Here is a 1,111-nt window from a genome sequence, read left to right on the forward strand (position 1 = left end):
AGATGACGCATCGACGAGAACGCGTCCCCGGGCCGGTTGACGACGTTGAGCAGCATCGCGTGCGTCACCGTGAACTGCGACGTCAACGGCTCCGGCTCGGCGCCGACAAGACGCTCGAACGTCGTCGTGCAGGCGCCCGATCATGTGGTGGACAACATGCGGGCGTTGGCGAAGGCCGGCGACGATCCGAAGAAGCGGCGCAAGGTGGTGCGCAAGAAGCCGCCGGAGGGCACCGTCGGCTACGGGGAGCCGACGTTCGAGCGTCTTGTCGGCGCCGAGCCGGAGCCGTTGACGTCGCAGTTCACGGTGACGCACGCGATGCTGCTCAACGTCGTCAACCGGCCCGGGGACGCGTTCTCGTCGATGCGTCATCTGCTCACCGACAATCATTCGGATCCCGCGACGCAGCGCCGGTTGATCCACCGGGCGATCGCGATCTACCGGGCGCTGCTGGCCGCGGGGGTGGTGGAGAAGCTCGACTCCCCCGACGAGCTGGGCCGCAACGTGCGGGTGACCGGGGATCTGCAGCTTGATTTCGCGCTCAACCAGCCGCTGTCGCCGTTTGCGCTGGCCGCGCTCGAGCTGTTCGATCCGGCGTCGCCGACCTACGCCCTCGATGTGCTGTCGGTGCTGGAGTCGACGTTGGACAACCCCCGCCAGGTGCTGCACGCGCAGTTGAGCAAGGCGCGTGGGGAGGCGGTGGCGGCGATGAAGGCCGAGGGGATCGAGTACGACCGGCGGATGGAGCTGCTGGAGGAGGTCACCTATCCGCAGCCGTTGGGTGAGCTGCTCGCCGCGGCGTTCGCGACGTACCGCCAGGGTCATCCCTGGGTCGACGACTACGAGCTGGCGCCGAAGTCGGTGGCCCGGGAGCTGTTCGAGCGGGCGATGACGTTCGCCGAGTATGTGGCGTTCTACGGGCTGGCCCGCTCCGAGGGGCTGCTGCTGCGCTACTTCGCCGACGCCTACAAGGCGTTGCGCCAGACGGTGCCGGAGGACGCCCGCACCGAGGAGGTCGTCGACCTCACCGAGTGGCTCGGGGAGCTGGTGCGCCAGACCGACTCCAGCCTGCTCGACGAGTGGGAGCGGCTGAGCAACCCCGATCCGGAGG

At 68.6% G+C, this 1,111-nt stretch carries 2 pseudogenes; one reads left to right on the plus strand and one right to left on the minus strand.

The window, feature by feature from the left end:
• Positions 1-122, minus strand: a pseudogene (locus NBZ83_RS34435) (DUF3516 domain-containing protein); the annotation flags it as partial.
• Between NBZ83_RS34435 and NBZ83_RS32270 the strand changes: the two are divergent.
• Positions 118-1,111 (plus strand): annotated as a pseudogene (locus tag NBZ83_RS32270) (DUF3516 domain-containing protein); the annotation flags it as partial. The pseudogenes NBZ83_RS34435 and NBZ83_RS32270 sit on opposite strands and share 5 nt — an antisense overlap.

Source organism: Frankia gtarii, assembly GCF_025403375.1.
GTDB classification, from domain to species: domain Bacteria; phylum Actinomycetota; class Actinomycetes; order Frankiales; family Frankiaceae; genus Frankia; species Frankia gtarii.